Origin of the sequence: Marinobacter sp. Hex_13 (assembly GCF_001566815.1) — a bacterium.
GTDB classification, from domain to species: Bacteria; Pseudomonadota; Gammaproteobacteria; order Pseudomonadales; family Oleiphilaceae; genus Marinobacter; species Marinobacter salarius.
Window position 1 is genome coordinate 1 of the sequence record NZ_LSMM01000065.1, and the last position, 23,793, is coordinate 23,793.

The following is a 23,793-nucleotide window of genomic DNA, read 5'->3' on the forward strand; positions in this document are numbered from 1 at the left end:
AGCTTGATGGGCTGGTTGACGAATACTGCACGCGGTACCACGGGCTGAACGACACCGAGAACCCGATGGCAGAGCGCGAGCGGGTAAAATCGGCGGTTCGGCGACGGGATCTGGTGGTCTGGTTCGACCCGGTAGAGAACACCGCAGGCTTGGGATTGGCGCGCTGATAGTTGCTTCCTGAGCAGTGGGTCCCGGTATTGATGGATGCACCTACCGTCGGGAACCCTTAACCGGTACAATTCGTAAATTCCCATAAAAGCCGCGTGCGAGGTGAGTTTTGATCAGGGTATTGGTTGTAGACGACCATGAACTGGTCAGGTCCGGTATTACCCGGATGCTGGCGGACAACCCCGATATTGAAGTCATCGGCGAAGCATCTTCAGGCGAGGATGCCATCGATTCTGTGCGTAAAGACAGCCCGGACATCGTGTTGATGGACATCCGTATGCCCGGTATTGGGGGGCTGGAAGCGACACGGCGCATCCTGCGCATTGACGATGCGGTGCGGGTGATCGTGGTAACTGCCTGTGCGGATGACCCCTATCCCACCAGGGTGATGCAGGCCGGCGCATCGGCCTATATCACCAAGGGCGCCGACATCAAGGAAATGGTTCGCGCCATCCGCATGGCGCACTCCGGGCAGCGGTACATCAGCCCGGAAATTGCCCAGAAAATGGCGCTCAAGCAGCTTGGTGGCGACGCTCGGGACGAAGACGGCGAGCTATCCCTGTTCGACCGGTTGTCCGAGCGGGAAATGCAGATTGCCATGATGGTGGTGGACTGTCAGAAAGTGCAGGACATCTCCGACAAGCTTTGCCTCAGCCCCAAAACCGTAAACAGTTACCGTTATCGCATTTTCGAGAAACTGGAAATTTCCAGTGACGTTGAGTTGGCGCTGATGGCGGTCAGGCTCGGGTTGCTCGATGCCGACAAGGTCTGACGCACCGGCTGATTCTGCCGAGGCAGGGAACAACAGGGAGTTCGACACCAAAAGCTTCCTGAAACAGTTGACCGAGCGGCCCGGCGTTTACCGCATGTACGACGCCGCTGGCAATGTGTTGTATGTGGGTAAGGCCCGCAACCTCAAGAAACGGGTGACCAGCTACTTCCGCAAATCCGGCCTGGCGCCCAAGACCGAAGCCCTGGTCTCCCGAATTGACTCCATCGAAGTCACCATCACCAGCAGTGAAACCGAAGCCCTCCTGCTTGAACAGAACCTGATCAAATCCCTGCGGCCGCCATACAATATCCTGCTGCGGGATGATAAATCCTATCCCTATATCTACCTTTCCTCACACGATGATTATCCCTCCCTGACGTTTCGCCGAGGGCGCACGAAGAAAGGTGGCGGTACCTGGTATGGCCCATTTCCGAGCTCTGGAGCGGTCAAGGAAAGTCTTAACATTCTACAAAAGATTTTCCGTATAAGATCCTGTAGTGAAAGCTATTTCCGAAACCGCACACGTCCTTGTCTTCAGTATCAGATCAACCGTTGCACGGCACCCTGTGTCGGTTATATTTCCCCCGAGGATTATCGGGAAGACATGCGCCACGCCACCATGTTCCTCGAAGGCAAGAACCCCGCGATCCTGCAGGATCTGATGGCGGCCATGGAAACCGCGGCGAAGAATCTGGAATTTGAGAAAGCCGGTGTCTACCGCGACCAGATAAATCACCTGCGGCACGTTCAGGAGCAGCAAAGCGTGGACGGCGAAGGGGGTGATGCCGACGTGGTGGCCATTGCCCAGGATGCTGGTGTGGTGTGCATCGTGGTGATCATCGTGCGCGGTGGGCGTGTGCTCGGTACCAAGGACTATTTTCCGCGATACAGTATTGAGCAGTCTGAAGCTGAGTTGTTAAGTGCTTTTCTGGGGCAGTATTATTTCGGCGGTAGCACCCGCCGGGAAATTCCACCGGACATCCTGGTGCCGGTGGACGTCGACGGCCAGGAACTGCTGTCCCAGGCGCTGACAGAATCCGCCGGTCGTGACACCCGGGTACGCAAGAACGTGCGCGGGGAGCGCCGGCGCTGGCTGGATCTGGCCATGACGAATGCCAGGCAGACATTGCTGACCCACCTGGCCAGCAAGGAAACGGTCTATCGCCGCCTGCTGGCCCTGCGCGACCTGCTGGATCTCGCTGAAACGCCGTCACGTATGGAGTGCTTTGACATCAGTCATAGCCATGGTGAAAACACGGTCGCATCCTGCGTGGTTTTCGACGAGAATGGGCCGCTGAAAAGCGACTACCGGCTTTACAATATCGAGGGTGTTACCGGCGGTGATGACTATGGAGCCATGCGCCAGGTTCTGACGCGCCGATATAAACGCATGGTGGCAGGTGAGGGCAAACGCCCGGACCTGGTGTTCATCGACGGTGGTAAGGGCCAGTTGAACATTGCCCGGGAAGTGTTTGATGAACTTGGTGTTACGGACATTCCGCTGATTGGTGTTGCCAAGGGTGTCACCCGGCGTGCGGGTATGGAACAGTTGATTGATGCCATGACCGGTGACCTCTATCGGGTCCCCGCAGACTCGCCGGCACTGCACCTGATCCAGCATATCCGAGACGAGTCGCACCGTTTCGCCATCACTGGCCATCGGGCCCGGCGTGACAAGAAACGCCGGCAATCCACCCTTGAGGGAATCGAAGGTGTAGGGCCCAAACGCCGCCGCGATCTGATACGTTATTTTGGCGGCATCCAGGAGCTACGCAAGGCGAGTATCGACGAAATGTCCAAGGTTCAGGGAATCAGCAGGAACCTGGCAGAAACCATCTACGCAGTACTGCATGACGAGTAGGGATAGCATGAATTTACCGAACATTCTCACCCTTTCCCGGATTCTGATGATCCCGGTTTTCGTGATTATCTATTACCTGCCGGCGCAATGGAGCTATCTCGTCAGTGCTGGCTTGTTTGCGCTGGCGGCGGCGACGGACTGGTTGGATGGTTACCTGGCCCGGAAACTGAATCAGAGCACACCATTTGGTGCCTTCCTGGACCCCGTTGCAGACAAACTTATGGTGGCGGTAGCACTGACCGTACTGATTGAAGCCCACGCGAGTTTCATTCTGACGATTCCCGCCACGGTGATTATCGGTCGTGAGATCGTGATTTCAGCATTGCGGGAGTGGATGGCGGAAATCGGCAGCCGTGCGAGTGTGGCGGTTTCCTACATTGGCAAGATCAAGACAACAGCGCAGATGGTGGCCATTATCATGCTGCTGGCATTTCCTCCTGGTGTCGTCTGGGCCCAGGCCGGTACGGCCCTGTTGTACGTGGCAGCGGTACTGACGTTCTGGTCGATGATTCTCTATCTCAAGGCCGCCTGGCCGGACCTTTTTCCGGAAAAACACCAGGGTTAACGGGTTAGGGGCGCTGTTCGACCGTCCAGCGAATCACCTCGCGGGCCAGTGCGCTACTGGCCTCACCAAATGCCTCCACGACTGCTTCAACTTGTTCCCCTTTCGCCGGATGGCGGTACTCAAAGCGTTTGCTGGCAAGGGTATTGCGGGTGCGCTCGTCGATGAGATGCAGGTCCAGCCTGATCATCGCTACCGGCATGCCGTCCTGATACTCGCTCTGGAACGCGCCTAGCTCTCCGGCCATGGTCAGATCACTACGGGCCGGACTGGTTCCGGTAATAACGCCAGCGAAGCGGCCATCCCGGCGAAAGGCATCGATCAGTTGGTCCCGAACCAGGATGGGAGACTTCTTGCTCCAGCGCGCTCCCTGATAGGCCTTTATTTCGTTGCCCTCCGGTTTCACCAGAATACGCGAGCTATCAACGGGGCCTTCGGCCAGGGGCGTTACGAACCGAAGGGTTGTGCTGAATGGTTTGTTGTCAGTGATGGATTCCTCAACCGTGGAAGCAGGTAACTGGAATATTCGATTGGCCGGTCGATCCGGGAACAGAGTACAAGCGGATAACGTGGCGGCAACGACCATGCAGAGCAGTGCCCGTGATGCAGTCAGTGTCATGGATTAAACTCCTGTATCGGCTCGCGGCCCAGCAGAAGGCCGGCCGGGTCGTCCTCCAGGCGGTGGATAAGACTGTCCATGTTTTGCAGCGTTGATCTCAGTTCCCGCATGGCGGGCGCCAGTTCACCGATGCCCTGCATTCCCTGGTCCAGGGAGCCCTCGTTGCGGGCGGTGAGTGCTTCAAGCCGCGCGGTAGCGGTTTCCAGTGAATCCATGGCGCTCTGGGCAGTGGCCATCAACTGACGGCCTTCCTTGTCGAGCAAAGTGTTCGCTGTGCTGCCAAATTGACGGAAGGTTTTCAGTGTGGCCTCGGTTTGTACACTGAGTTGATCGAAACTCGTCACCAGATTGCTCAGTTCGCTGCGTTGATCCATCAACCCAGACGACACGGCCTCGATGTTCTTGAGGCTGCGGGTGAGGTTGCGGGAGTTTTCCTTGGACACCATGGCATTTGCGTTGGTGAGAAATTTATCAAGCTTGGCAAACAGTTCCTCACTGGAAGCCATCAGGGTGGTAAAGGCCGAGGGTTCGGCCTGGATGGTCGGTGGGGATTCAAGGCTCCCAGTCAGCTTTTTGCTGCCGGGGGTGCCGCCCTTCAGTTCGATGTTCATGCTGCCGGTAATGTTGGTTAACGCCAGGCCAGCCCGGGTGTCTTCCTTAATGGGCACATCGTCGTATACCCGAATGAGCACCCTGACGTTGCGCGGGTCATTTGGGTCGAGGCTCAGTTCGGCCACGTCGCCCACCTCAATGCCGCTGTATTTGACCGGGCTGCCCTCCGAGAGCCCGCTGACGCCCCGATCAAAAATTATTTCGTACCAGGCATAATCGCGGTCGTTGCCCGCCTGGCCCAGCCACAAGGCGAACGCGAGCGCACTGGCAAGCGCAACCAGTGTGAACAGCCCAATCAGGACGTGATGTGCTCTGGGTTCCATATCAGCGTGCCTCTCCCGACTTCCTTGCTGCTTTCCGGTTGTTTACGTTTATTGCCCCGTGGCCGGCCTGATGCGATTGACGGCGCGGCCTCTGGGCCCATGGAAGTAATCACGAATCCAGGGGTCGTCGGTGGCCTCAACCACCGCCAGCCGGTCCGCCACCAGTACGCTCCGCGAGGCTAACACGGCCACCCGGTCACAGGTGGTGTAAAGGGTGTCCAGATCATGGGTCACCAGAAACACGCTGAAGCCAAGGGCGTCCCGAAGCGTAACAATCAGTCGGTCAAAGGCAGCGGCGCCAATCGGGTCGAGCCCGGCCGTGGGCTCGTCCAGAAACAACACCTCCGGGTCCAGCGCCAGGGCCCTTGCGAGCGAGGCTCTTTTGACCATGCCACCTGACAGCTGGGCGGGGTACTTTCCGGCCGCGTTGGCTGGCAGGCCGACCAGTGCGAGCTTCACCCGGGCCAAGTGTTCCGCGTCAGTACGGGACAGTTTGGCATGCTCAATCAGCGGCAGGGCAACGTTTTCCTGGAGAGTCAGGGAGCTGAACAGGGCACCGCTCTGAAACAGCACGCCAAAGCGCCGTTCTACACGGGAGCGTTGTTGTTGAGAAAGAGCCTGCAACTGCTCACCAAAGACCTCTATGGTCCCGGAATCCGGCGTATGCAGCCCGACAATACTCCTCAGCAGCACCGACTTGCCGGTTCCCGAGCCGCCAACCACCCCCAGTATTTCCCGGTGATAAAGGTCAAGATTGAGATCCGTATGTACCTCATGACCACCGAAGCGGTTACAAAGGCCCTTCACGCTGATAACCACATCCTGGTGCGCGGCCTCTTTTCTCACCAGCCCATCTCCATGAAGAATATCGCTGCTATGGAATCCAGCAGAATCACCATAAAGATCGACTGTACCACGGCGGAGGTGGTGTGCTCACCGACGGACTGGGCACTTCCACTGGCCTTGAAGCCCTCAAGGCAGCCGATAACGGCAATCACAAACGCAAAGATAGGGGCTTTCCCCAGCCCAACCAGGAGGTGGACGACCCTTACCTTGGTTTCGAGGATATTCAGGATTTGCGGAACCGAGATATCCAGCGCCACGACGCACACCAGCGAACCACCAACAATGCCGCTGATCATGCCGACGAAGGTCAATATGGGAAGCGAAATCACCATCGCCAGCACCCGGGGGATAACCAACAGTTCCACGGGGCTCAGGCCGAAGGTGCGTAGGGCGTCAATCTCCTCATTGGCTTTCATGGAGCCCAGTTGCGCGGTAAAGGCGCTGGCTGTGCGGCCGGCCAGAAGGATAGCGGCCAGCAGAACACCGAATTCCCGCAGGAACGAGAAGGCCACAAGGTTCACGGTGTAAATGGTGGCGCCGAAATCATCGAGAATGGTGGCGCCCAGAAACGCAACGACCGCACCCACCAGAAACGTCAGCAGCGCCACGATGGGAAGGGCATTGAGCCCGGTCTGATGGACGTGGGCCACCAGCGATGTGATACGCCATCGCCAGGGTGTTGCAAGGATGCTCGCCAATGTCGCCAGTATCTGGCCGGTAAAACCAATCAACAGCCGTTGTTGATGCCAGAAGTCTTCGATTTTTTCGCCAACACCCGCCAGGAACTCGGTGATCGGGTTGGATCGGAGGGCCTTTTCGCCTTCAGGGCTGGCCATCGCGTTGGCAACCAGGCGCAGCAGTTCCTGACGTTCGCTGGAAAGCCCGGGGGTTAGCTCGGTAAGCTCATGGAGTTGACGGGCACCCAGAAGGTCCACCAACAGAGATGCGCCGGCGGTATCCAGCGCATTGATGGTTGCCAGATTGACCGAATGCCCGTTAGGTAACTCCATTGCGCCGGCTTTTTGGACATCCCGCTTCAAGCTACCGTAGTTCGGAAGCGTCCAGTCGCCCGAGACGGTCAATTGGCCGTTCTGGAATACAAGCTTGCCAGGGGAGGGCATCTGGAAATCCCGTCTCCTTTGTTGAGGATTGGCGATGGGTGTTCCTTGATACTAGCTCAAATTCGCGTGTTGGGGGTTGCTGCGTTCGAGTGCAATCGATCAGAATCTGAACTAAAACAGAAAGTTGAAAAAAGTGGTTGACGCAAACGGCCTAATCCGTAGAATACGCCCTCGTTGATCAAGCGGGAATAGCTCAGTTGGTAGAGCACAACCTTGCCAAGGTTGGGGTCGCGAGTTCGAATCTCGTTTCCCGCTCCAATTAACACAGTCTCTCAATGCCCACCTGAGAGCATAAAAGTATCGAATCCCCTTCGAACTTTTCCCGGCGCGGTGGCAGAGTGGTTATGCAGCGGACTGCAACTCCGTGTACGCCGGTTCGATTCCGACCCGCGCCTCCAATTTTTTCCTAGTTACTCACAGCACCCAAGCACACCTTCATTTGCTTGCGTCCGTCGACGCTTGGTTCGAACCTGAGCCATTTTCCTGTGATCTTCACGACCTGGTCTGTCGCATCATATCTGTAAAGTAATCGTGGGTAGTCTAGAATGACGCGAAAATTTCCCGATCTCTCAGGAACCTGACATGCCGACGTTTTTGCACACCGCAGACTGGCAGATGGGCCGGGCCTTTACCCGTTTCGAGACCGAAGACGGTGCGGCCCTGGTCGAGGCCCGGTTCGAAGCCATTGAAACGCTTGCCCAACTGGCCAATGAGCACCAGTGCGATGCGGTATTGGTGGCCGGTGACGTCTTCGATGCCCAAACGATCTCTGACCGAACCATTCGCAGGGTATTCAACGCCACAAAGGGGTTTACCGGCCCCTGGGTCATGCTGCCAGGCAACCACGACGCCGCCCTGGCAGAAAGCGTGTGGACCCGAGCACAACGCCTTGGTGCAGTGCCGGAGAATGTAAATCTCGCGCTTCAGCCCGGCGTGATTGATCTGGAAGACCAGCGCCTCAGCATCCTCTGCGCGCCCCTGACTCAACGCCATACCTACGGCGATCTGACCGAGCCATTCAGCGGCTATCAATCACCGGAAGGTTTTCTCAGAGTGGGCCTGGCCCACGGCAGCGTCCAGGGCCTGCTGCCGGACGAGATTGATTCAACCAATCCGATTGCACCAGACCGGGCGAAAGCCAGCAGTCTCGATTACCTCGCTCTGGGTGACTGGCACGGTACCAAACAGATCGATGAACGCACCTGGTACAGCGGAACCCCCGAGCCGGAACGGTTCCGGAACAACGAAGCGGGGAATGCCCTGATCGTTGAAGTGTCCGAGTTCGGGGCAACCCCGAAAGTAACCTCAGTCCCAACGGGGCGGTATCAGTGGCATCAATGGCGGGAAACCCTGGCGGTCCAGTCTGATCTTGAGCAGCTGCTGGAGCGTTTGAACGCCTTGCCCGAATCCGCTGTTGTTGATCTTCGCCTTGAAGGCTCGGTGACCCTGGCCGGCGAAGAAACCCTGTTGAAAGCTTTGTCAGTTGCCGAAGCGCGATTCCGCAGCCTTGGCTGCGAACGGAGCGGGCTTCAGCTTACGCCTACCGATGAGGACATCGCGGCCCTGAAAGCCGATGGCTACGTGGGCGAGGTGGTTGAAAGCCTGCGGGAGCGGCAAGAGGGCGCGCAGGATGATGTCGCCCGGGATGCCCTGGCGATTCTGGCCGGGATGCTCAGAGAGCGGGAACAGGAGGTAGGGCAATGAAGCTGCAGCGTATGCGCATTGAACAGCTGCGCCAGTTCCGCAAACCCTTCGTTCTGGACAACCTGCAACCCGGCCTCAACCTGATTCACGGCCCCAACGAGTCCGGCAAAAGCACCCTGGTACGCGCCATCCGAGCGGCGTTTTTCGAGCGCTACCGTTCAACGGCCGTAGACGACCTGCGCCCGTGGGGCGACTCTGCCGCGGCGCCCACCATTGAGCTGGAGTTTGAACAAGACGACCGAACCTGGCGCCTCACCAAAAGCTTTCTCCAGCGCAAACGCTGCGACCTGGCTGTGGGCACCGAGACCTACAGTGAAGACGACGCCGAAGAAAAACTGGCCGAATTGCTGGGCTACCAGTACCCAAAACGTGGCGCCAGCAAAGCTGAACACTGGGGCATACCGGGACTGCTGTGGGTGGAACAGGGCACCGGGCAGGACATCGAGCAGGCCATAGAGCATGCCGGTGATCACCTGAAGTCTGCCCTGAATTCCATGGTCGGAGAGGTGGCCAGCTCCGGAGGCGACGACCTGATCGAGACGGTTCGCAGCCAGCGGGACACCCTGCTGACCGGCACCGGCAAGCCCCGGGGCGATTACCTGAAACTTGAAAAAGACCGTGCCCAATATGAACTTGAAATTGAAGAGCTGAAGGAGCGGGTGCATAAATACCAGGAGCAGGTCGACCGGCTTGGCAAACTGGCGCAGGACTATGATCAGGCCGAGGCCGAGCGCCCCTGGGAAGATGCCCAGCGCCAGCTGGAGGAAGCCCGGGTGCGATACCAGCAGGTTGAGCGCCTGGAGCAGCAACAGAACCAGGAGAAAGCCACGCTCAGCCAGCTACAGCAAAACCATAGCCTGTTGCAGCAGAACAAGGAACACCTGGAAGGGCTCAGTCGCCAGCTTGAAGTCCGGAAGGCAGAACTGGATCGTGCCGAGCGCGACCTTTCCGTGGCAGAGGCACAAACACCCGCGGTCACAGGCCGTTTAACCGAAGCCAGAACCGCCTATGAGCAAGCAGAAAAGCAACGCAAACTGGCGGGTTTGCTGCAAACCCGGGAGCGGCTTGAGCAGGATGTCCGCCGGCTTGAACAGCAAAAACAGGTGCTGACTCAGAACCTTGCCAAGGCAAAGGAATACCACCAGCAGTTGGAGCAAGCCAGGCAGCAGGCCAGGGAAAATCGTATCGATTCAGAGTTGGTCAAGAAACTGCGAGCAACGGGGAACCAGCTGAACGAAGAGACCATTCGCTCACGGACCATCGCCACCCGATTGAGCTGGCAGCTGGATGCTGGCGCATCACTGACGCTAAACGAAGAATCGCTTACCGGACAAGGTGAGCGACAGCTTCTGGAAGAATCAACCCTGGTTATTCCGGGCGTTGGCACGCTGGGTATAACGCCGGGCGGGGAAGAGCTGGCCAGCACACGAAGGAAGCTTAAAGCCCTTGAGGAAGATCTGGACGAACAGCTGAAGACTCTTGGTGTGGAATCCGTGGAACAGGCGGAGGATCGTCTTTCCGTCTTTGAAAGTGCTGGACGAGCCGTGAAGCATGCCGACGAGCTGTTCAAATCTCTGGCGCCGGCCGGCCTTGAGCAACTTGTTTCCGACCAGAAAGAGGTGGACGGCGAGCTGGAGAAAGCCAGAACACAACTGGAAGCCACTCCCAAACCGGATCCGAAAGAGGATGTGCCGGCCCTGGAAGAAGCGGAGGCGGCGTTCACCCGGGCTGGCAACGCACTGGACAAAGCCGAATCCGATGAGCGCGCCCATCAGTCCAGTCTGTCTGCCCTGAAACAGGCCCGGGACAACGCCAAAACCGAATGGCAGCGGCTTGCGGATGAAGAGAAGAGCCCGGAACGGCAGCAGCAACTTCTCCAGATAACCACCGACCTGGCGAACATCGAAAAACAGCAGGCCGAACTGGAAGCCAGCCTCGAACGCCGCGAACGGGAAATCCGCGAGGCCCGCCCGGACTTTCTCCGGCAGGATATCGAACGCTACCAGAATGCGGTCAATCAGCTGCGCCAGACCCAGGAGAACCGGGGCCGCGAACTCCGCGATATCAAAGTCAGGCTGGAAGCCTGGGGCGCGGAAGGGCTGGAAGAACAGCTCAACGAGAAAGAGGCGGAATACGACCAGTGCAACCGCCGCTATCAGGAGTTGCACCGCCGCGCCCAAGCGCTGGATCTGCTGCTGAACCTGCTCACCGAAAAGCGCCAGGCCCTGACGCGTCGACTCCAGGCGCCCCTGCAGAAACACCTGAACCACTATCTTTCAGTGCTGTTTCCGGAAGCTTCGCTGGAAGTGGACGAACAGCTACGGCCGGGCACTTTCGCCAGGGGGACCGAACTGGGGCAAATCACTGAACTGAGCTTTGGCGCCCGGGAACAGATGGGCCTCATCAGCCGCCTGGCCTACGCCGATCTGCTGCGGGAAGCCGGAAGGCCAACGCTGGTCATACTGGACGATACCCTGGTGCACAGTGACAGCGACCGCCTGGAAGAAATGAAACGCATCCTGTTCGATGCGGCGAGCCGGCATCAGATACTGCTGTTTACCTGCCATCCGGAGAAGTGGCAGGACTTGGGTGTGCCGCCTGTGGATATTCAGGCATCGAAGGGACAGAGCATGCAGTCGCAGGAGTGAAACAAGGCAGTGCTTCTCCGTCACCATACGATTCACGAGATGGCACCGATTGGGAACATACGTGAAGTGTTCGTCTGGCTCCAAATGAATCGATATTAAGGTGGTGCTCGCCAACATTAGGAGGGCAACGGGGAGTTCGAAATGGGAGATAGCTGCCCCTTTACATGGTCACTGAAATATCCAACAACATCCACATCGCGATAACTTGACAGGTCATCGGGGCGCTTCTGCGGGGACCTATATTTCCCCCTAATATCGATCTCAATACATTTACCGAGTCGCAAGCCTCCGATAGAGTAGGTGCCTACCGTTGAAACCTTAGGGCTGAAGAACTCACCGACTGGTCAAAAAATCAATAACATAGACATTTTTAACCGGATAACATTGAGCAAAATTTGGTGAATCCCGCATGTCACCGAAGAATCGCTTTTGATGCGTTTGCCTGGCCTTGATTGATTAGCTTGGACAGATTGGGCCGTTTAAAACATACAGTTCGAGGGTATGGGCTTTTATGGAAGTGAAGCTATGGGAAGGCGGCTTGCAGTCGCAGGAGATCAAAGCGATCGAAGCAATTCAGGAGGCCTTTAGTCCAGGCCAGATTTCAGGCAGATCGAAGCCGCAAACTGGCGGATCTCTGCAAGATCAAATTCGAGACCTAGGGCTCAAAGGCATGTTTCCCTGGAAGGGATACGCTGGCTTTCGGTTCGTTGATGCGAAGGGTAACGAGGGTGAATTTGACTTGGTTATCGTTACTCACTGCAACGTCTTGATAATCGAGCTCAAAGACTGGAATCAAGGCGAGATAAAATCGAAGGGAGATCGTTGGTATAAGAATGATACCGACATGGGGCGTTCCCCCGTCAGCGTTACTCAAAAGAAAGTGCATTTACTAAAGAATAAGCTTGATCGAGTCCGGCATAGGTTCAGTAACACTGGGCGTACTCCTTTCATCCATCACTTGATTGTTATGACGGGCAATGCTGGATTTGCCGGAATCACCGAGCAGGAAAGGACTCATACGTTAAGTCTTTCAGAGTTTTTGGGATTTGCCGATGAAGGTAAGTTCAATCATCGGTTTAGGCCTCATCCTCAAGCAAAGGTATTAAACCAAGATTTTGACGTTTTCGATGACCTGTTTCTGGGCAATAAAACAACACCCAAACCTATACGTGTCGGCGGCTACAAAGCGACTGACCTGATTTTCCAGCATCCCCAAAACGTCTATCAAGAATTCCAGGCTATATCTGAAATCTCGAAAGGTGAGGAGGCTCTGTTAAGGCTGTGGAATTTCGAAAACCTAAAGGGCCCTAAGGCAAAGACGTCAGACGGTCGTTTTTCCATCGTTTCTCGCGAACGCGAGGTGCTGCAGTTTATCAAGCACCAAGATCACGACCTCTATAAACATTGCCTGCGCTCACTCACTAGTGTGCAAAAAGACGAGGTAACGACCGAGTACTCGGAAATCTATGAGCTACCCCCAAACCACCTCAGATTCAATGAATTCATCGGCAAGCATGGGCACTCTTTCTCGGAGATCGATAGAGCCAACCTGATGAAGCTGCTTGTCGCCAAGTTTGCAGACCTCCATGAAATTAAAGTTGCACATCGTGATCTAGGGGATCACAGCATCTGGGTTTCTCCGAGTAAGGAAGTTGCCCTGTCGAATTTTATTTCTGCTTACCACCAGCCAGTTGGAACGGTTGGAGACTATCGTCAATCTCTGGCGGTTAATGAAATCCTCGCTAGTGCGAATGCCGACGGTGTTCGAACCCCTTTCGATGCTGACGTCCGTGCGCTGGGATTGCTGAGCTGGCACATTCTCAATGCTAAACGCATTTCACCCGCCAGTATGGAACGGGTAGAGGTGGAAATGGCCGAGAGCACAAGCTTTTATGCTCCAGTGCTGCTCGATGCCTACAAAGGATGCCGTTTTTCGAATGCGACCGAACTCTTCGATGCGTTGAAAGCGGCAGAGCCTGAAGCTGATCGGACAGTGACGTTCAATCAGGCCGAGCTGGATCCCTACCGCAGAGCAATTAACCACTCGCGCCAATTTCGTGAAGATGGAGAGTTTTGGATAGAGACAGAAGAAAAAGAGGTCTACCCATCGAACGGTCAGGTGGTAAAAGCATGGCTCAACGTTGCAGTAATTGATGAGCCAGCGACAGGCAACAAGTTGCTTCATTTTTTAAGGCGTGTTGAAAGGTTGCAGGCCGCGACCCCTCACTACATACCGTGCATTCGGGAATTCGGCATCGCAACCAAATCCTCAAGCTTGTACGTGGTCATGGATAGTGCGGAGGGCTGCCATTGGAATGATATAGACCCTGAGGAGTCGGAGAAGCCTGCGCTTGTCGAGAAACTCATTGATGCGGTTGAACATCTGCATGGCATACATATGGCTCACGGGGATCTTCACCCCGGCAACATTATCGTCGGCAAAGAAGGCGATGAATATCGGTTATCGTTTGTCGATATTCCGGATTACTCCCCTGAGTCTGAGGAAGCTTTAAACCATCAATACAGTCCGGAGAACATTGACTCCTGCACAGCATATGAGCGAGATAATTTTGCGGTCATGAGAATGACCTGTGATCTCTTTGGAATTACCTGGGGTGAATCGTCCGAGGAATATGCCCATATTACGAATGCCGTGAAGGAGGAACTGGAGGACACGTCCTTTGGCTTTAAGGATCTCGCTCGTTTTAAAGCTGCTATCGAAGCTCCCGACTATGGCATTGTTCAGCCGGTAAGATTGGCGCTTCGAGGCACCTTTGAGCCACTTACCATTTACCCAGACAATGGCCATCTCTATGTACAGATTGAGCCCAGTCGGAAGGACCCCTCAGATGCACGAGTTAGGATGTTGGGAATTGGGGGAAGCGTTGACTTAATTTTCAAGGTGAAAGATCGCGCTTTTGTCGTAGGGTTTGAGCCTCATGCCAGATCATCTGTTCGACGGCATGACGCCGACCAAAGTCAATTAGAGTTAGATTTTCCGATCCAGGTTGTGCCCAGCGGAGGCTTTGACCTATCGGAACTATCAAAGAAACTTAAGGAAAATGAAGCATTCTCTCGAGCGATTGACTATGCACTCTCTAAAGAGAGCTCGCAGGAAACTGTGACGGCAGATCCCGCTTCAGAAGCAAACACATTCGCTTCAGAAAACGAGGACGAAACCGGCGTCAGCATTGAGTCAGAGCTTCGAATTTCAACCCAAAATCTCTGGAAGGCCATCCTCGAGACTGAGACGGAATCGTATCCTTACATTGAGGTGTCTGATGGGCCAAGGCCAGTCAAAGACGTCAAAGACCAGCTCATCCTTCCTTATCAGGCAGATGTCGACGCGCTCGGGCAGTTTGGAAAGACTGATGTAATCGAAGCGCTGATTCTAAAGGACGAGAAAGAGTTCTCCGTCGGTGAAGTCGTCCTGAAGCAATCGGAACTGAATGAAGTTCGCCTGACAAAATTGCGCTTCAAAGCTCACAGCCTATCCGAAGGGGATATTCTCTTTTTCAGGACAAAACAAACACGTGCATCCTATGAAAAAAGAAAAGCGGCTTTGCAGTGCTTACTGGATAGAGAGGGTGTAATCAACAATCTGGTCACTTATTTCGATCCATCTTGCTCTCTGCCGGCGCAAGTTTACGACATCGATGTCACTGATGATGACTTTGCTCGATATGACCGGGAAGATGATCACGGAAACACCATAAGCCTCAACGAGCAGCAAAGACAGGCATTTCGGAAGCTCATACAGCATGGCCCTCTCTCTCTCCTTCAAGGCCCGCCGGGAACCGGGAAAACCGAGTTCATAGCTGCTTTCGTCCATTACCTGATTGAAAAGCAGCAGGCTCAACGGGTCCTGTTAGTCAGTCAATCACATGAGGCAGTCAACACTGCAGCAGAGCGAATTCGAAACCACTGCGCGCGGTTGGGTACCTCTTTAGATGTGGTTCGTTTCAGCAACAGAGAAGGTGCGGTTTCTACCGGCCTAAAGGATGCCTATTCGAACTCCATTATTACGGAAAAAAAGGAACTTTTCCGTGCAGAAGCAAAGTATCGTGCCAGTTCTTTAGGTAGAGCACTTGGTCTGGATTCTGGCTATTTGTCGGCGCTCGTCAATGTTGAACTGAAGCTCTTCCGACAAATTGATCATGCCGAATCAATAACTGACTCGCTCAGTAACCAAAAGCTTGACGCGGATGATATCAAGGAGCTGAAAAAGTCCCTTTTCGAGCTGCAGCAGACTATTCGCCTATCTATACGAGAGGATTTCGAAATTGATTTGGCTCCGGAGGATGAGCTAGGAGTTGCAAAGCAGCGCGTTATTGAGAAGCTTAATCACGAGTTCGCCGTCAGACCAGATGAGGCCCTGCGGGCTAAGGCACTGACGAAAATCTCTCGCGATATGCTGGATGTCCTAGAAACGGAGGGCGTCAATTATGACGAATTTCTCGCGAGATCTCGTCAGTTGGTGGCTGGGACATGTGTCGGAATCGGACAGCACCATATTGGCATCAGGGATAATCAATACGATTGGGTAATCATAGACGAGGCTGCCCGTTCGATATCTAGTGAGCTGGCAATCGCTATGCAGGCCGGTAAGCGGATCTTGCTTGTTGGAGATCACAAGCAGTTGCCACCTCTCTACACGATTCCGCACAAACAAGCACTTGCTCGTCGACTCGGTATTTCAACGTCTGCGAATGATTTGGATGTAATGCTCCAAAGTGATTTTGCTCGCGCCTTTGAGTCCGGATTTGGTGGTCAAGTAGGCGCGACTTTGCTTACTCAATATCGCATGGGGCCCCAGATTGGAGACCTGGTATCCGAAGTCTTCTACGACGGAAAACTTGGTAATGGAAATCGCGCGATACCAGATATTTATGATCGGTTACCTGAGGCGCTTCAAGCGCCAGTAACCTGGCTTGATACATCCAGCTTGGGGAATAAGTCGCACCACCAAAGTGATAAAGGTGTGAGCATTTACAACAGATGTGAGGCGGACCTGATCGTCAAATTGCTCAAGGAAGTAGCGGGGAATTTGGATTTGCTTTTGGACTTGAAGTCCTCCGTTAAGGACGGGGAGCCGGCTATCGGCGTGATTTGCATGTATGGAGAACAGAAACGCATCCTCCGCCAGAAGTTCAAGGAAGTGCAATGGGATGAAGATTTTAAGGCGCTCGTTAAGATCGATACTGTGGATAGCTATCAAGGCAAGGAAAACAGGATCATCATTTTGTCGCTGACCAGGTCGGACAAACACCAAAGCCCGGGCTTTCTCAGAGCGCCTAATCGAATAAACGTAGCTTTGTCTCGAGCAATGGACCGCTTGTTAATTGTTGGGTCATCGCAAATGTGGCAGTCAAAAAACAAGGACCTTCCTTTGGGGCGAGTTGCGAGCTTCATGGAGGAGAGAGGAGAAGGGGTTGGTTACCGGTTCATCAACGCAAAAAACATTAAGGGTCAGCAGGGAGGCAAGGTACGATGAGCGAGGAAGTGAAAATAGTCTACCATGAGGTGGATTTTCTACTGCCTGTCCACCGATTCAACATCCGCTTCTCGTACGTGACCAAAAAGCGCCTGCCGTTTGTGCGTGAATTTGTGCTGAGGCTCGTTCATGTTTCTCCGGTGATGCCACCCGATATCGCAAACTATTTTGGGTTGAGCGAAAGAGAGGCGGCTGAGGCAATCAGTGACCTTGTGGATAAGGGTGATCTTCAATTCTTAGAGAATGGCCAAATTGACCTGACTTCAAAGTCGCGTGATTACTTTGGTGAACTGGGAGGAACACCGCGGGTTTCAGCTTTGGTGGAAAGTGGTGGTGCTTTCTCCTTCGAGTTGGCTAGTTTTAACTGCGTGGGAACAAAGCGTAATCACGGAGATTGGGCTCCTGGTCTGAGATTAGAAATTCCTAATGATACGGTCGCTAACAGCGAGCGTTTGGTGAGGAAAAAGTTTCAGGAGCATTTCTACACGATCCAAGAAAAGGGGTTTTGGGAGCACAAGTCGGTCAGCGAGGATCCGGGCAGACCGAGTATTTACACGATGGAGTCTGTTCGAAAATTGGGGCAGGAACCACTGAGATTGATTAGCAGGTTCGCTATTGACTCAGAGGGTATGCCGGTTGAAAGGGCAGACTTCGAGGTGCTTGATGATTCTTCATCAGTGCAAGATCTCGTTACTGACGCTATTGCTTCCGCGCAAAAACCAACAAACGTGGCGGATATTGCAAGGGCGATGGAAATACTGGAGGACCGAGAAACTCTTACTCTCTTTAATGACAACTCAATCGATGTCACGAAAGTCATACAGGATCGGGATGCGGGCGCGCTCAACGACTCGGCGTGGATACCTTTTTTAGGGCCGATTTATTCTCAGGAAAATTGGGAACTTATCGATCGGTACTTGAAGAAACATAGTGACTCCTCAAACAGTCGTGATGATTCGCCACCAGACCTGGTTTGGCTTGCCCCTGCAGATGGGTTCTGGGGTCAAAGCATGAAGACTTCAGCATGTCTGGACGCATTAGTTGATCAAGCCGTGACCAAGGGCAGAAAGTCCACCCGGTCTTACACACCGAAGCTCTTTGTGCCAATCCAGGACTCAAAGGATCGTCATTCAATTCATCGCTGGAAGCAACAATTCTCGAAGCATAAATCTAGTGTTTTTGGTCTTTTAGAGGGATTCCTCGACGGTAACGTTGAAGTCCTGTTGTTTTCTGATCGTTTCGCCGTAGTTACCTATCACGTCGCCAAGAGAGAAAGCCTTCCAGTGACTCTTCCCTTGGGCTTCGTCACAGAGGATCCGCACCGGATAAAGGTAATTTCAGGTTTTGTGGAAGATTACATCAGTGGCGTGGTGGGCTTTGACAACCCAAGGGATCTTGGGCCGCTCAGTAAACTGTAAGAATTTCAGATGGTCGTAGCGAATTCACTGTAAACAACGGGCAGGCTGCTAGCGACATCAGCTGAGAACTACTAGGATACTCAGTCTTGCCTGGCGCCCTGTAGTAGGTGCAAATGATTAGAGATGTCATATGGATAGAGAAAGCATTCAAACCGTAGCCGACCTCCGCATGGCCGTTGGCTACCTGGGCGAAAAGTCCCAAAACGACTGGTGGTCGTCCAGCTTTCTGGCACCCCAAGCGAAAACATACCTCTCGCCGATCTACCCCAGGACAGTTGCGTTAGCGCAGTACAGAGGGGTAACTGAAGCGGCACTCCTCGTGCACGACGAATTTATTGGTATCGGTAAGAACTACCATCTGTTTCGGTTACCCGAAGCCGTCGAACACGCCGCTGCCGATTATGTTCAGGCGCAGGATGAGGATCATTACCCGAAGATGCTCGATAGCCAAGAGTCAGCACTGAGTGTGCTGCAAAGACTAGCGGGTGGAAACGGTAGTCAGGCAGATGGGCCTGTTGCTGTTGGCCAATACGCCGATTCGAATTTAGGTGAGATGTTGCAGGAAGCTGCGGGCTACTACCTGGCAGCCTTTCAATCTGGTGCAAAATGTTACCCGTTCATGAGAGAGGCTGCGTGACTGAAGCTGTGCAATACACAACCCAACTGCAAGCTGGGTTAGGCTTGGTTGAGGAAACAAAACTGCTGCTCTCCATTTACGAGCCAGGACAAACCAGCTCTGAACTCTACGAGAGCGCATTGAACTCTGGCCTGTTTCCGATGGTTTCGGCTCGAAGATTGAGAAATATCGTCTCCGAGTGTTTCGCGCCCAGATATCTCAAACAAGGCGGAGCCCCCCACCTAAAGCGGTTGTCGACCGAGGTTAGTACCTCCACCCTAAATCAACTTCTGATGGTCTACACCGCTGAAGCTAATTTGATATTCAGGGATTTCGTCCGAGAAGTGTTTTGGCCTCACTACGCCGGTGGTCGAAGCACCATTTCCTTGGATGACGCTAAGGACTTCGTAGAGCAAGCCGTCAGGGATGGTAAAACTCAGAAGTATTGGGCTGAGTCCACAATCAAAAGGATGTCCTCCTACCTGATCGGATGTTGCGCTGACTACGGTCTCTTATCATCCAGGCGAACCTCAGCTAGAGATATTCAGCCGATTCGAATCGAGCAGTCGACGGTTCTTTACCTGGCATACATGCATCATTTAAACGGGCTGGGTGATAACGCGGTTATCAACCACCCGTCATGGGAGCTGTTTGGTCTTGAGCCCATGGATGTGAGAGACGAGCTGAAACGGCTTGCGAAGAATAATTGGCTGATCGTTCAGTCCGCAGCGGATGTGGTGCGAATTAGTTGGCAGTACAAAACAATGGAAGAGGTGGTCGATGTCATCATCGCTGAACGCTGATTTTAACGAAGTCATTGAGCGAATAAAGCGAGGCAGGGAATTTGGCCAAGCCAGCTTTGAGCCAATTTATTACCTGGTTTTTTCACCCAGCGATATTTTGGCCGTCAAACGCCAGATGAAAGCCTGGGAAGCCCGCCTGACCAATGATGGTTGGATCGTCCACAAATTCTCGATCGCTGATGCCATTCGGGAAATTTTCGAGTCGACCCCAAGCATTATTAAAAACGCTTGGCACAAGCAAGACGCCCAAGCTCCTCAGCAATGGCAAAAGACCAACGCTGCCTTAGCAAATCGGCTCGAAAAAGGAACTCTGCAGTCCAAGTTGGAAGACCTCTTAACCGAGCTGGAGCAAGAACCCAACGCCATCCTGCTAGTAACCGATCTGGAGGCGCTGCACCCCTATATAAGGATTGGCTCCATCGAAGGGCAGCTCCAGGGCAAGTTCTCCGTGCCCACAGTATTTTTCTATCCCGGTGTACGCACTGGCAAAACCCGACTGAAGTTTCTTGGTTTTTACCCAGAAGATGGCAACTACCGCTCCGAACACGTTGGTGGGTAAAAACGTAGTCAAAGGATAAGAGAATGGAAATCAAATCGCTTTTTGATAGTAACAAAGACATCTACCGCTCCATTGAGAAGGTCATCACCTACGGTGCGTCCCAAGAGGCCCGGCTAAAGGCGGAGATTTCAGAGTACGTTGTTACTGAAAGCATCGAAGACCAATTCGAAAAGCTGCTGAGCAGAATGCAGCACGCCATGGATGCTGGCGGAGAAAACGAGGTCGGGGTTTGGGTGTCTGGTTTCTATGGCTCCGGTAAAAGCTCTTTTACTAAGTACCTGGGCTTGGCTTTCGATGAAAACATCAAAATCGACGGCGTGCCTTTCATACAGCATCTACAGGATCGCTTACACAAAAGCACCACCAAAGCGCTGTTAAGTTCCGTTGCCAAGCGTTTCCCCGCAGCGGTACTCATGTTGGACTTAGCCAGTGAGCAGGTCGCCGGTGCCACCATGGAAGAGGTGTCCACGGTGCTTTACTACAAAGTGCTGCAGTGGGCGGGCTACTCTCGAAACTTGAAGGTGGCAGCATTTGAGCGTCGCCTCAAAAAAGAAGGGCGCCACGACGAGTTTTTGCAGTTATTCCGTGAGCACACGGAAGGAGAGGAGTGGGCGGACTATCGGAACGACGAGCTTGTTGTGGACAGCATCATTCCAGAGCTTGCTCACAAAATGTATCCGACGCTTTTCACCACCCCTACCTCGTTCTCAACAGAAACCAGTGAGGTTATTCGCTTTGAGGATGATCGTGTCAAAGAAATGCTCGATATTGCCCGCGAAGCAACCGGCAAAGACTACATCATTTTCATCATCGATGAGGTAGGGCAGTACGTTGCATCTCGCCATAACCTGATTCTCAACCTGGACGGTCTTGCGAAAAACCTGAAACATATTGGCGACGGCAAGGTCTGGATTATCGGTACCGCTCAGCAGACTCTGACAGAAGACGACACCAAGGCGGCACTGAACTCCGCCGAACTGTTCAAACTCAACGACCGCTTCCCAATTCAAATTGATCTGGAAGCGAGCGATATCAAAGAGATCTGTTACCGGCGGTTGCTTGGCAAGTCTCCCACTGGCGAAGAAGAATTGGGCAGCCTGTTCGACCAGCATGGTCAGGCGCTACGCCACAACACCAAGCTCGTAGACGCACGAGTATACGGTGCCGATTTCGATCGCCAGACTTTCATCGACCTATATCCGTTCTTACCCGCGCACTTCGACATTCTCCTCCACCTGCTCGGCGCCTTGGCGAAATCTACGGGTGGCATTGGTCTGCGATCCGCCATCAAGGTGGTCCAGGACATCCTCGTCGAAGGGCCCGATGGGAGAACACCGGTGGCGGATCAGCCTGTGGGCTGGCTGGCCAACACAGTAACGCTCTACGATGCGCTTGAAAAAGACATCCGCCGTGCGTTCCAGTCGCTTCATCAATCCGTTGGAAAGGTAAAAATCCGCTTCCCGGACTCTGAGCTGCATCAAAACATCGCAAAAACCGTTTGCGTGCTTCAGATTCTGAACAACTTGCCGGTAACACGTCAGAACGTCACCAGTCTGATGCATGCAGGTATTACCCAAGCCGCAGCAACAGAACAGGTGACGGCAGCTGTCGAGCAGCTTATTAGTGATCCAATTGTTCCTTTTGGGGAACAAGATGGCAGCTTGTGTTTCTACAGCGAGAAGCTGAACGAGATCGAACAAGAGCGAGCCAACATTGCCACCCGCGCGGTGGAGTTGCGCAGAATCATCAGCGACGCGCTGAAAGAAGTGTATTCGCCATTGCCCCAAACTCAGCTCAACGGTTCTTTAGGTGTCGCCACTGGACTCAAGGTTCAGGCAGCCTCCGGTTCTGTCCCATCCTCGTTGGCAGGGGAAAGAAACCCAATTCAAACCATTGTCGAGTTGGTTAATCCCACTGATTACGACGCAGCCAAGGCCCGCCTGGTAAACGATAGCCGGCAGAAGTCAGAGCAATATTCCATCTTTCTTCTAGGGCGTACAACGCCAGAAATGGATGAACTGACCACGGAAATCTACCGCTGCAAAGAAGTGGTAACCCGCTACCGGAATGAGCCCGACCAGGAAGTAAAAGACTATTGCGCCGGCCAATCGGATCGCGCAGCTCGGTTGATGAGCGACCTTGAGCGGCAAATTCGTCGCAGCTTGCTACAGGGCTCTTTCATCTTCCGTGGTACCCCAACGGCGGTGAACTCGCTGGATCAAGAACTTCTCAACGCCGCCAGAAAACACATCAGTGATGTCGCAGAACAGGTGTTCGATCGTCATTCAGAGGCTCCATCCCGAGCAGGAACAGACTTGGCGGAGAAGTTTCTGCGCCTGGGTAACCTCACCGGCGTAACGGCTGCGGTTGACCCCCTGGGATTGGTTCAAAAAACGGCTAAAGGGCCGTCAATCGACACAACCCACAAAGCCATAACTAGCATCACTGACATGATCGAACGGCAGGGTTCTATTGAAGGTAAGCGCCTTGCCGATATCTTCACGGCACCACCGTTTGGCTGGTCGCAAGATACTTTGCGCTACCTGGTTGCCGCCATGCTGATTGCCGGCGAGATTAAGCTGAAGGTAGGTGGCCGAGAAGTAACCGTAAACGGGCAGCAGGCCATTGATGCATTTAAAACTAATAACAGTTTCAAGTCCGTTGGCGTTTCCTTGCGAGGAGAAGACCGCCCCAGCATGGAAGTGCAAGCGTGTGCCGCTGAACGCCTCACCGAACTGACAGGCGATGTGGTTGTTCCTTTGGAAGACGACATCAGCAAAGCAACGGTGAAAATGCTGCCGCAGCTCCAGCACCGCTATGGTCCGCTCTCAGAAAAATTGAAAGCTCTGGGCTTGCCAGGCAGTGATCGACTGGAAAACCTCTCTAGTGACATGCGAGATATCCTAGCGAACGACGCATCGGATGCGCCGAAACGCCTGGGCAATGAAACCTCAGAACTGTACGAAAGCTTGAAATGGGCTGCCGAGCTCCATCGTGCACTTGAGAATGGACTAGAGAACACGTTGCGGGAACTGCAGAAGTACGTTTCCACAATCCAAACTCTGCCTGACAGCGGCGTACCTGGAAAACTAAAAAATGAGCTCTCGGATGAATTAATCCAAATTCAGGACCGGGTGAACCACCAGGAATTTTTCAAATACGCTACTGAGTTCTCCAGTGGCTTAACAACGCTAAAAGCCAGAGTTCGCGATTCTGCCATAGCCTTGCAGGATGAGCAGGCAGAAAGAATCAAATCAGCTCAAGAAGATCTCGATCGATTACCCGAGTGGGTAGAACTCACCCAGCAAGAGCAGAATGCGCTACTTGGCGATCTGGAGGCTCTACAGATCGAAGCCTCTCAAGATCTCTCAGGGCTTCAAGCTCTGGTTAGGCAGGAATATACGATCAATAGCCAGGTGGAGGATGTAAAGCGCCGTATTCAGCGAATCGGCAGTGAGCGAGTCCGTGAAAAGGTAAAAGCAGAGCAAGACAAGACTGCTGCCGAAGGAAAGCCCCAGCCAATGAAGCGTCAGTTCGCCTCCAAAGCCAAGATCACTAGTATGGATGACCTCGACGTCTTGATTGGTGAATTGAACAAGCTGCGGGCTGAATTGTATTACGCCCACGAGTTCGAGCTCGTGCTGAACCTAAAGGACGAGGGGTAACT

15 protein-coding genes and 2 tRNA genes are annotated in these 23,793 nt (G+C 53.9%); 13 read left to right on the top strand and 4 right to left on the bottom strand.

Annotation, left to right across the window (positions count from 1 at the left end):
* Positions 1-277 precede the first annotated feature (277 nt).
* From uvrY to pgsA, 3 genes are read left to right on the top strand one after another with little or no spacing between them, the layout of a single operon-like run.
* Complete coding sequence (gene uvrY / locus AXW11_RS16270; RefSeq protein WP_091642124.1) at positions 278-940, top strand: UvrY/SirA/GacA family response regulator transcription factor; 663 nt, start codon at positions 278-280, stop codon at positions 938-940.
* Entirely contained in the window at positions 924-2,801 is a 1,878-nt protein-coding gene (uvrC, locus tag AXW11_RS16275; RefSeq protein WP_091642127.1) for an excinuclease ABC subunit UvrC, read from the top strand. Before uvrY ends, uvrC begins: the two co-directional genes overlap by 17 nt.
* A 7-nt stretch (positions 2,802-2,808) precedes the next feature.
* Positions 2,809-3,366, top strand: coding sequence for a CDP-diacylglycerol--glycerol-3-phosphate 3-phosphatidyltransferase (gene pgsA / locus AXW11_RS16280; RefSeq protein ID WP_036207967.1), 558 nt, complete (start codon positions 2,809-2,811; stop codon positions 3,364-3,366).
* 4 nt (positions 3,367-3,370) lie between these two features.
* Here pgsA and AXW11_RS16285 read toward each other — a convergent pair whose 3' ends face one another.
* From AXW11_RS16285 to AXW11_RS16300, 4 genes are read right to left on the bottom strand one after another with little or no spacing between them, the layout of a single operon-like run.
* Positions 3,371-3,982, bottom strand: coding sequence for an ABC-type transport auxiliary lipoprotein family protein (locus tag AXW11_RS16285; protein ID WP_051946980.1), 612 nt, complete (start codon positions 3,980-3,982; stop codon positions 3,371-3,373).
* A complete protein-coding gene (locus AXW11_RS16290) occupies positions 3,979-4,917 on the bottom strand; it encodes an MlaD family protein (protein ID WP_091642130.1) in 939 nt (312 codons plus the stop codon). Before AXW11_RS16290 ends, AXW11_RS16285 begins: the two co-directional genes overlap by 4 nt.
* A 48-nt stretch (positions 4,918-4,965) precedes the next feature.
* Positions 4,966-5,763: an ABC transporter ATP-binding protein gene (locus tag AXW11_RS16295; RefSeq protein ID WP_091642133.1), complete on the bottom strand. Its 798-nt coding sequence runs from the start codon at positions 5,761-5,763 to the stop codon at positions 4,966-4,968.
* Complete coding sequence (locus AXW11_RS16300) at positions 5,760-6,884, bottom strand: MlaE family ABC transporter permease (protein WP_091642135.1); 1,125 nt, start codon at positions 6,882-6,884, stop codon at positions 5,760-5,762. Before AXW11_RS16300 ends, AXW11_RS16295 begins: the two co-directional genes overlap by 4 nt.
* A gap of 182 nt (positions 6,885-7,066) precedes the next feature.
* Here AXW11_RS16300 and AXW11_RS16305 point away from each other — a divergent pair.
* The 10 genes from AXW11_RS16305 to brxC all read left to right on the top strand — a co-directional run bounded on the left by AXW11_RS16305 (position 7,067) and on the right by brxC (position 23,791).
* Positions 7,067-7,142 (top strand) — tRNA-Gly (locus AXW11_RS16305).
* 66 nt (positions 7,143-7,208) lie between these two features.
* A tRNA-Cys gene (locus AXW11_RS16310) sits at positions 7,209-7,282 on the top strand.
* Positions 7,283-7,466: 184 nt separating this feature from the next.
* Positions 7,467-8,588 carry a metallophosphoesterase family protein gene (locus AXW11_RS16315; protein WP_091642138.1) on the top strand — a complete coding sequence of 374 codons (1,122 nt, stop codon included), beginning with the start codon at positions 7,467-7,469 and terminating at the stop codon, positions 8,586-8,588.
* The gene (locus AXW11_RS16320; RefSeq protein ID WP_091642141.1) at positions 8,585-11,236 is read left to right on the top strand and encodes an AAA family ATPase; all 2,652 of its coding nucleotides are present in this window, start codon (positions 8,585-8,587) and stop codon (positions 11,234-11,236) included. Before AXW11_RS16315 ends, AXW11_RS16320 begins: the two co-directional genes overlap by 4 nt.
* Positions 11,237-11,747: 511 nt before the next feature.
* Positions 11,748-16,730 carry an AAA domain-containing protein gene (locus AXW11_RS16325; RefSeq protein ID WP_091642144.1) on the top strand — a complete coding sequence of 1,661 codons (4,983 nt, stop codon included), beginning with the start codon at positions 11,748-11,750 and terminating at the stop codon, positions 16,728-16,730.
* Complete coding sequence (locus AXW11_RS16330; protein ID WP_091642146.1) at positions 16,727-18,148, top strand: hypothetical protein; 1,422 nt, start codon at positions 16,727-16,729, stop codon at positions 18,146-18,148. Before AXW11_RS16325 ends, AXW11_RS16330 begins: the two co-directional genes overlap by 4 nt.
* Before the next feature lie 130 nt (positions 18,149-18,278).
* Positions 18,279-18,785 (top strand): BrxE family protein, encoded by a 507-nt coding sequence (locus AXW11_RS16335; RefSeq protein WP_091642149.1) that lies wholly within the window; start codon positions 18,279-18,281, stop codon positions 18,783-18,785.
* Positions 18,782-19,567 carry a DUF1819 family protein gene (locus tag AXW11_RS16340; protein ID WP_220387374.1) on the top strand — a complete coding sequence of 262 codons (786 nt, stop codon included), beginning with the start codon at positions 18,782-18,784 and terminating at the stop codon, positions 19,565-19,567. Before AXW11_RS16335 ends, AXW11_RS16340 begins: the two co-directional genes overlap by 4 nt.
* The gene (locus tag AXW11_RS16345; protein ID WP_091642157.1) at positions 19,545-20,126 is read left to right on the top strand and encodes a BREX protein BrxB domain-containing protein; all 582 of its coding nucleotides are present in this window, start codon (positions 19,545-19,547) and stop codon (positions 20,124-20,126) included. Before AXW11_RS16340 ends, AXW11_RS16345 begins: the two co-directional genes overlap by 23 nt.
* Before the next feature lie 23 nt (positions 20,127-20,149).
* Positions 20,150-23,791 carry a BREX system P-loop protein BrxC gene (gene brxC / locus AXW11_RS16350; RefSeq protein WP_091642160.1) on the top strand — a complete coding sequence of 1,214 codons (3,642 nt, stop codon included), beginning with the start codon at positions 20,150-20,152 and terminating at the stop codon, positions 23,789-23,791.
* The last annotated feature ends 2 nt before the right edge of the window (positions 23,792-23,793 follow it).